Origin of the sequence: Brevundimonas abyssalis TAR-001, assembly GCF_000466985.1 — a bacterium.
GTDB lineage: Bacteria > Pseudomonadota > Alphaproteobacteria > Caulobacterales > Caulobacteraceae > Brevundimonas > Brevundimonas abyssalis.
This window is the reverse complement of record NZ_BATC01000012.1, coordinates 1-7500: the sequence shown is the minus strand read 5'-3', so window position 1 is coordinate 7500 and position 7500 is coordinate 1. Positions and strand designations below refer to the sequence as shown.

The following is a 7500-nucleotide window of genomic DNA, read 5'->3' as shown; positions in this document are numbered from 1 at the left end:
GGCGTCGCCCTTGGTTTTCAGTATTTCCGCGACAAGCAACTTCGGCGCTCCTCTTTATTAGAGAGCGGCCGAACCGGGGCCGTCAGGCTCCCCAGGGGCCGCCACGGCGATCAAGGTCGCTCATATGGCCCGGCGAATCAAACGCGGACTGACGAACCGTCGGCGGGCGGCCGAACAGTTTCGCCCAGGGTCCGATCAGAAGGAGCCCGGCGATCAGGCCGATCACATGGGCCTCCCAAGCGATTCGGGCGCCTTCCATGCCGGGCGTCACGCCCGCGCTGCCGATCACCCCGATCAGCACGTTCACGCCGATCCAGGCGGCGGCGGACGTCAGCACCCGTCGGTCGGTCAGCGGCAGGACACGCCCCTGCCCGCCCAGCATCCGCGTCGCCGCCCCGATCAGGCCGAACACCGCTCCCGACGCCCCCACCAGGGGCGCGGTCCCGTCCAGGTGCAGCAGGGCGTAGCCTCCGCCCGCGATCACGCCGCACGCTATATATAGAGAGAAGAACCCGATCAGCCCCTTCAGTCCGCCCATCAGGCGGGCGACCGGCGCGGCGAAGGCCAGGGCGCCCACCCCGTTCATGATGGCGTGCATCCAGCCGCCGTGGACCAGCATGTGCGTAACCAGCCCGGCATAGTCTCCCTCCGCCATGCGCGCGGGAATCAGGCCGTAGCGATAGCTGATCTCCATCTCGTCGGGTCCGCTCTGCAGGGCGTACAGACCCACGATCGAGGTCGCCAGCAACAGCGCCAGCACCGGCGCATTGAACACCGGCTCGCGGCCTGGCGGCGATTCGGGTGTCGGCGGCGTGGCGGGGCGTTCGGAATCCATGGGGATCAAATGCGCGTCCTGCCCCCGGTCATCAAGCGCTTCTTAACGACCCTGCCCCACTTTGGCACGCGGGTTGCTTTCCAGCCCGTTCACTCTGTTCGCGCGGGAGCGTCGAAATGGCAGGCGGCAAGATTATCGCGGTGACGGCCCTGGCCGTGGCCCTGGCGGCGCCGGAACTGGCGGCCGCCCAGTCGGCCGGGTCCTCCGGCGCGGCTCCGTTCCAGGCGGGCTATCAGGGGTCGCGCTACACCACCGCGCGCGCCGCCACCGGCTCGACCCGTGACGCCAACGGCAACCGCCTGATCGTCAACGGCATCATCCAGTCCGGGGCCAGCGCCTATTCGCAGAGCTCGGGCGGCGTGGCCTCCGCCTATTCGGGGGCCGGCAACGGCTCCACCGGCATCGCCGGCGCCACGGCCATCGGCAACAGCCTGAACGTGGTGATCCAGGGCAGCCGGAACACCGTCATCATCAATTCGCGCCAGACCAACACGGGCGACATCACCGCCGGAACCGCGCTGAACGGCACGCTGAACCTGGATGGCGATGATGAGTGAGACCAGACGCCGCTTCCGGCCTCTGATCGCCGCCACGGCGGCGGCCGCCCTCATGGCCGGCTGCGTCAGCACCTCGGCCGGACCTGACGGCCTTTACGCCAGGCCCATCGGCAATGCGCCGGTGACGGCCAACCCGACCCCCTATTCCACGGCCCTGTACTGCCTGGCCGACTACGCCCGCCGCTACGACCTGCCCTCGCCGCGCATCGCGGTGGGCCGGATCAGCGACTACACCGGCACGGTCTCGACGGACGGCGGCCGCCAGATCACCCAGGGCGCGTCCCTGATGGCCTTCTCGGCCCTGGCCAAGTCCGGCGCCCGCATGGTCGAGCGCTACGACACCTCGGTGTCCGAACTGGAGCTGCGCTACGCCAACAACCGCCTGATCGGCGAGGAAGGCGGCGCGGACAATCCCGAGGCCCCGCCCTTCCGCCAGATCCTGGCCGGACAGGTGCCCGGCTCCGACTTCTACATTGTCGGCGGCATCACCGAGGTGAACTACAACATCCGCTCGGCCGGCTTCGACATCGCCGGCGGCGAGGTGGACACCGACACCGGGGGCTCCGGCATTATCAACGGCCGGGTCTTCGTCATGAACGTCGCCCTGGACCTGCGCATGGTCCAGACCACGTCCATGGAGATCGTGGACGTCATCTCCTATCAGAAGCAGATCGTCGGCCGCGAAATCTCGGCGGGCGTGTTCGACTTCCTGAACGGCAACGTCTTCGACATCTCGGCCGGTCAGGGCGGCATGGAGCCGGTCCAGCTGGCCGTGCGCACCCTGGTGGAGCGCGCTGTGCTCGAGATGATGGCCAACCTCTACGGCGCGCCGGGCCCGGAAGTCTGCCTGAACGCCGCCAACGATCCCCTGGGCGGCTCGACCGTCGGCCCGACCGGCGGCTATTACCCCGCTTATCAGAACACGGATGCGAACAATGCCCAGACTCGCGCCGACCCGTCTCGCTGGCACGATCGCCGCGACGACACTGTGCGTCGCGGCCGCTACTGAGGCCGCAGCGCAGGATCCCGGACTGGTCCTGAACGGCCAGATCAACAACGCCGACGTCTTCGCGGGTCAGACCCTGAACGTGGTCGATTCCGAGGATCAGATCACCGCCTCCACCTATGCGGTGGGCAACCGCGCCTCGGCGTCGGGCGATGACGGCGTGGGCTTTCAGGTCCAGTCGGACCAGACCATGACCGGTAACGGCCGCTCGACCATCGAGCTGAACCTGTCGGGCGAGGCCGAGGGGCCCGTCACCCTCACCTCCCAGGTCGAGGCAACCGGCTGGAGGCCCAGGCCTACGGCGCCGATCTCGATGTTCAGGCCACCCAGACCATGGGCGCCGCCGACCTGATCGCCGACGTCGCCGTCAACGGCGCGCCCGGGCGCATGCTCGGCGGCGGCCGGGTCCAGTCCTCGGCCAGCGGCAATGTCACGGCCATGGCCGGTTCGGCCGGCGTCGTCACCGCCGACATCGACCAGACCAGCGCCGCCTTCACCCAGGCCTACACCTTCGCCAATCCCCAGTATGTCCCGGCCGAGGCCGAGTTCACCGCCGAGGCCATCGGCAACACCGTCGCCTCCACCGTCACCCAGGGCGACCAGGATCTGACCATCCGCCAGCGCCAGACCGGCGCCGCCGTCTGGGCCACCACCAGCGCCAACGCCGGCAACGCCTGGGACCTGGCCGGCCGCGCCCGCGCCACCGCCAACCATGTGGCCGTCGCCAACCAGGGCGGCTCGGTCATCTCCCGCACCGACCAGGGCAACGTCGCGGACGTGCGCGCCAACGCCATCGTCACGGCCTACGACTTCGGCGAGGTCACCAGCCATGCGGGCGCCACCGCAAACTCGGTCCATGTGGGCAACGCCGACATCTATGTGCGCATCGACAACACCCAGGTGAACTCCGGGGGCGTCCAGGCCGACGCCTCGTTCCAGGGCAACGGCGGCTATGACGCCTATGTGGGCGCCGACGCCGCGGGCAACACCATCACCGCCTATTCCTGCTCGGACTGCCCCGGCTATCTGGAGGCGGCCAACACCCAGGTGAACAGCGGCGCCGTCACCGCCACCGCGAACACCCGCGTCGACAGCCATGGCCGGGCCGTGATCACCGGCGTCAACGCCGTCGGCAACTCGGCCACCTTCTACGTCACCCGGCCCGGCGGGGACTGATCGTCATCCCGGCTTGCCCCTGACGGGCATGCCCACTACGGTTGCGCCAGGCCGCCGCAAGGGGCGCGCGGTCGCCTGCTCGCCGGGAATTCGCGCTTTGCGCCGCCCGCTGCGACCGACCGGAGTTTACCATGCGTTCTCGTCTTTCCCGCCTGCTCATGGGCGCGTCCGCCGCCGTGCTGCTGACGTCCACGGGCCTGCCCGCCCATGCTTGGCAGGCTGCGCCGGCGTCGGCCGAGGCCGCACAGTCCGCCGCGCCCGGCTGGCCCCAGGCGACCAGCGACATCCCCGCCGACGCCAATGTGCGCTTCGGCCAGCTGCCCAACGGCATGCGCTACGCCATCATGCGCAACGCCACCCCGCCCCAGCAGGCCGCCCTTCGCCTGAACATCGACGCGGGCTCCCTGGCGGAGAACGAGGATCAGCTGGGCCTGGCCCACTTCCTCGAGCACATGGCCTTCAACGGCTCCACCAACATTCCCGAGGCGAGATGACCCGGCGGCTGGAGCGGCTGGGCCTGTCCTTCGGCGGCGACACCAACGCCTTCACCAGCTTTGACCAGACCGCCTATCTGCTGAACCTGCCCAACACCTCCGACGAGGTGGTGGACACCAGCCTGATGGTCATGCGCGAAACCGCCAGCGAGCTGCTGTTCGATCCCGAAGCCGTGGACCGTGAGCGCGGCGTCATCGTCGGCGAGGAGCGCACCCGCAACACGCCCCAGCTGCGCGCCACCCGGGCCCTGCTTCAGTTCGTGGCCCCCGGCCAGCGCCTGTCCAACCGCCTGCCCATCGGCGACCTGGACATCATCCGCACCGCGCCCCGCGAGCGTTTCGTCGACTTCTACCGCGCCTACTACCGTCCCGAGCGCGCCACCCTGATCGCGGTCGGCGATTTCGACGTGGACGTGATGGAAGCCAAGATCCGCGACACCTTCGCGGACTGGACCAATGAGTATCCGGCCGGGCCTGATCCGGTCATCGGCGAACTGCAGCCGCGCGAGGCCGAGACCTACATCCATATCGAGCCCGGCGCCCAGTCCAGCGCCCAGCTGATCTGGACCCAGGAGCCCGACCAGCGTCCCGACAGCCTTGAGACGCGCCGCGAAGGCGTCCTGCGCAACCTGGGCCTGGCGGTCCTGAACCGGCGCATGAGCGAACTGTCGCGATCCTCCAACCCGCCCTTCCTCGGCGGCGGCGGCGGTCATCAGGAACTGTTCGGCGCCATGGACATCGGCCTGGTGGTCGCCAATTTCGAGACCGGCGCCTGGCAGCCGGCCATCGAGGCCGCTGAACAGGAGCAGCGCCGTCTGGTGCAGCACGGCGTCAGCGAGGCCGAGCTGCAGCGCGAGGTCACCGAGATCCGCACCGCGCTGGAGAACGCCGCCGCCGGCGCCGCCACGCGCCAGACCCCGGCCCTGGCCGGCGGCCTGCTCAACGCGGTCAACAACGAGGACGTCTTCACAAACCCGGCCACCAATCTGGCCATCTTCAACGCCGTGGTCGAAAGCATGACCGTGGCGGACGTCAACGCCATCCTGCGCGCCACCTTCGACGGCAACGGCCCCCTGGCCCTGATCACCACCCCCCAGCCCATCGAGGGCGGAGCGGCTGTAGTCACCGCGGCCCTGGAAGCGTCCCAGCAGGTTCCGGTGGAGGCCCCCGCCGCCACCGAGGCCATGGAATGGCCCTACACGGACTTCGGAACGGCCGCCGCGCCCTCAGACCAGTCCGTGATCGAGGATATGGGCACCACCCTGGTCACCTTCCCCAACGGCGTCCGCCTGACGGTCAAGCCGACCGACTTCAGCGATGAGCAGATCCTGGTGTCCGTGCGCGCGGGCGGCGGCGATCTGGACCTGCCTTCCGACCGCATGACCCCCCTGTGGGCCATCGATCCGGTGCTCAGCGAAGGCGGCCTCGGCCAGCTGACCCGCACCCAGATCGAACAGGTCCTCGCCGCCGACGTGGTCAGCGTCAGCGCGGGTGCGGGCCAGGACGCCTTCACCCTCTCCGGCGCCACGCGGCCCGAGGACTTCCAGACCCAGATGCAGCTTCTGGCGGCCTATTTCACCGACGCCGCCTGGCGCCCGGAGCCGTTCCAGCGGATGCAGGGCCTGATGGGCCAGTATCTGGACCAGTTGCGCGCCACCCCCGGCGGCGCCTTCGCGCTCGAGGCTCGGGTCTCGTGGCCAACGGCGACAAGCGCTTCAGCTTCCCCACCGCCGAAGAGATCGCGGGCGGCTCCATCGATGAGATGCGTCAGCTGTTCACCCAGTCCACCGGCGCCGGTCCGGTCGAAATCCTGGTGGTGGGCGATGTGACGGTCGAGGACGCCGTCGCCGCGGTCGGCGCCACCTTCGGCGCCCTGCCCACCCGTTCGGCAGCGCCCGAGCGCCCGGCGTCGGCCCTCAACGTGGCCTTCCCGGCCCCGGTGTCCGAACCGGTCCGCCTGACCCACACGGGCCAGGCCGGACAGGCCCTGGGCTATGTGGCCTGGCCGACCACGGACTCCATCGGCGATCGCCGCGACGCCCGCATCGCCAGCCTGATGGCCGAGGTGCTGCAGCTGCGCGTCACCGACGAACTGCGTGAAAACCAGGGCGTGGCCTATTCGCCGCGCGCCGGGGCCAGCTCCTCGACGGTGTTCCCGGACTACGGCTACGCCTTCATCCAGATCGAGACGCCGCCCGAGGCCCTGGACGGCTTCTTCGAGACGGCCGACCAGATCGCGGCCGGCCTGCGCGACGCTCCGGTCGACGAGGATGAACTGAACCGCGCCCGCCTGTCGGTGGTCGAGTCCATCCGGCGGGCTCGCAACACCAACCCCTACTGGCTGAACGCCCTGGACGGCTTCCACGACGATCCGACCAAGATCGAAGCGGTCCGCAACATCCTGACCGAGCTGGAATCCATCACGCCCGAGGAAATCCAGCAGGCGGCCCAGGCCTACCTCCAGCCTGACCGCGCCTGGCGCGCCACGGTCACGGCCGAGGCGGCGGCCGAATAGAACCTGATCGGTTGAGGTGGGATCGCTTTCGCGATTCCACCGATGCCGGGAATCAGGCTCTCGCTTAAGCTTGCTGACGAAAAACGGCCCCGGTCGGTGACCGGGGCCGTCAAGTCGCACTCAGGAAGGCGTCGATCAGATCGACCGGCCCATCGTGGCCCGCCGCGCATGACGCGGCGCTGAACGGCGGGTTCAGAACACCCGGCCGCCCACGCCCCCGTCCAGGGTGATGGCCGAGTTGATCACTTCACCATAGGACTCCTCGATCACCTCTTCGCGCCAGGCCGTGTAGGTCTCTTCGCGATACAGGGTCAGGATCTTGATGCCCGCGCCGTAGCGGCGCAGCAGCGACCGCTCGTTGCAGTCCCGCTCGGGACGCTGCGGGCGGCATTCGACGATCCCGCGCGAATGCCACAGGGACTCGCCCGCACGGCATTGCAGCGTCTCGCCGCCGTCGAAATTCACCTCGTCCAGATATTCGGCCAGGGTCACCTGCAGGCGCGTGCCCGCCAGGCAGCGGTACAGTTCGCCCTCATAGCTTTCCAGCACGTCGCGGCCGGGGCGCACCTGGGCGGCGGGATGGGGCACGGACCGCGTGTCGATGCACACGGCCTGGATCACCACGCGGCGCATCGAGCGGCGCGTCTCGGTATAGGGCACCCGCACCATCCGGCTCATGGCCATGCCGCCCACGTTCAGGCCCTGGATCGTGGTGGGATAGGGCTGGTCCACCTGGAAATAGGCGCCGCCCCCACCGCCGACCACGATGGTCGAGCCCGCACGCGCCGAGGCGCCAGCGCGGGCCGAGGCGTTGACGTTGGTGTTCACATTGACGTTGACGTTCACATTGCCTCCACCGCCGCAGCACGGCGGCGGGGCCGGCGGCTGGCAGCAGGTCGGAGGCGGCGGCGGGGGCG

General features: G+C 69.5%; 9 protein-coding genes and 1 pseudogene (1 of these 10 only partly in view). 7 read left to right on the top strand and 3 right to left on the bottom strand.

The features are described from left to right. Together MBEBAB_RS05065 and MBEBAB_RS05060 are read right to left on the bottom strand one after the other, a co-directional pair. Positions 1 to 39, bottom strand: the 5' portion of a protein-coding gene (locus MBEBAB_RS05065) for a CBS domain-containing protein (RefSeq protein ID WP_021696867.1). It extends 390 nt beyond the left edge of the window; 39 of the gene's 429 nt are visible here — the first part of the coding sequence; it begins with the start codon at positions 37 to 39; its stop codon lies off the left edge, out of view. 43 nt (positions 40 to 82) lie between these two features. After that, positions 83 to 835 carry a rhomboid family intramembrane serine protease gene (locus MBEBAB_RS05060; protein ID WP_081703428.1) on the bottom strand — a complete coding sequence of 251 codons (753 nt, stop codon included), beginning with the start codon at positions 833 to 835 and terminating at the stop codon, positions 83 to 85. Between the two features lie 116 nt (positions 836 to 951). Between MBEBAB_RS05060 and hfaA the strand changes: the two genes are divergently transcribed. The 7 genes and pseudogenes from hfaA (at position 952) to MBEBAB_RS17270 (ending at position 6583) form a co-directional block, all read left to right on the top strand. Next, on the top strand, positions 952 to 1392 hold the full coding sequence (gene hfaA / locus MBEBAB_RS05055) for a holdfast anchoring protein HfaA (RefSeq protein WP_021696865.1): 441 nt from the start codon (positions 952 to 954) through the stop codon (positions 1390 to 1392). Further along, positions 1385 to 2401, top strand: a complete 1017-nt coding sequence (hfaB, locus tag MBEBAB_RS05050; protein ID WP_370541140.1) for a holdfast anchoring protein HfaB — start codon at positions 1385 to 1387, stop codon at positions 2399 to 2401. The genes hfaA and hfaB overlap by 8 nt, the downstream gene beginning before the upstream one ends. Continuing rightward, the gene (locus MBEBAB_RS05045) at positions 2328 to 2750 is read left to right on the top strand and encodes a hypothetical protein (protein ID WP_045318896.1); all 423 of its coding nucleotides are present in this window, start codon (positions 2328 to 2330) and stop codon (positions 2748 to 2750) included. The genes hfaB and MBEBAB_RS05045 overlap by 74 nt, the downstream gene beginning before the upstream one ends. Beyond that, positions 2681 to 3574, top strand: coding sequence for a holdfast anchor protein HfaD (gene hfaD / locus MBEBAB_RS15015; protein ID WP_158332120.1), 894 nt, complete (start codon positions 2681 to 2683; stop codon positions 3572 to 3574). The genes MBEBAB_RS05045 and hfaD overlap by 70 nt, the downstream gene beginning before the upstream one ends. Before the next feature lie 131 nt (positions 3575 to 3705). Then, positions 3706 to 4223: pseudogene (locus MBEBAB_RS17280) on the top strand (M16 family metallopeptidase); the annotation flags it as partial. Next, positions 4200 to 5897: a M16 family metallopeptidase gene (locus MBEBAB_RS17275; RefSeq protein WP_373852861.1), complete on the top strand. Its 1698-nt coding sequence runs from the start codon at positions 4200 to 4202 to the stop codon at positions 5895 to 5897. The pseudogene MBEBAB_RS17280 and the gene MBEBAB_RS17275, both read left to right, overlap by 24 nt. Then, entirely contained in the window at positions 5831 to 6583 is a 753-nt protein-coding gene (locus tag MBEBAB_RS17270; RefSeq protein ID WP_242397083.1) for a M16 family metallopeptidase, read from the top strand. The genes MBEBAB_RS17275 and MBEBAB_RS17270 overlap by 67 nt, the downstream gene beginning before the upstream one ends. Positions 6584 to 6775: 192 nt before the next feature. On the opposite strand, the gene MBEBAB_RS05030 is transcribed toward MBEBAB_RS17270, so the two are convergent. Next, positions 6776 to 7500: hypothetical protein (locus MBEBAB_RS05030; RefSeq protein WP_045318903.1), on the bottom strand; the 725-nt coding region annotated here is incomplete at its 5' end.

Coding starts and splice junctions, on each gene's coding strand:
- MBEBAB_RS17275 (WP_373852861.1), top strand. CDS start 4,200: ATGCGCGAAACCGCCAGCGAGCTGCTGTTCGATCCCGAAGCCGTGGAC.
- MBEBAB_RS17270 (WP_242397083.1), top strand. CDS start 5,831: ATGCGTCAGCTGTTCACCCAGTCCACCGGCGCCGGTCCGGTCGAAATC.
- hfaA (WP_021696865.1), top strand. CDS start 952: ATGGCAGGCGGCAAGATTATCGCGGTGACGGCCCTGGCCGTGGCCCTG.
- MBEBAB_RS05060 (WP_081703428.1), bottom strand. CDS start 835: ATGGATTCCGAACGCCCCGCCACGCCGCCGACACCCGAATCGCCGCCA.
- MBEBAB_RS05045 (WP_045318896.1), top strand. CDS start 2,328: ATGCCCAGACTCGCGCCGACCCGTCTCGCTGGCACGATCGCCGCGACG.
- hfaB (WP_370541140.1), top strand. CDS start 1,385: ATGAGTGAGACCAGACGCCGCTTCCGGCCTCTGATCGCCGCCACGGCG.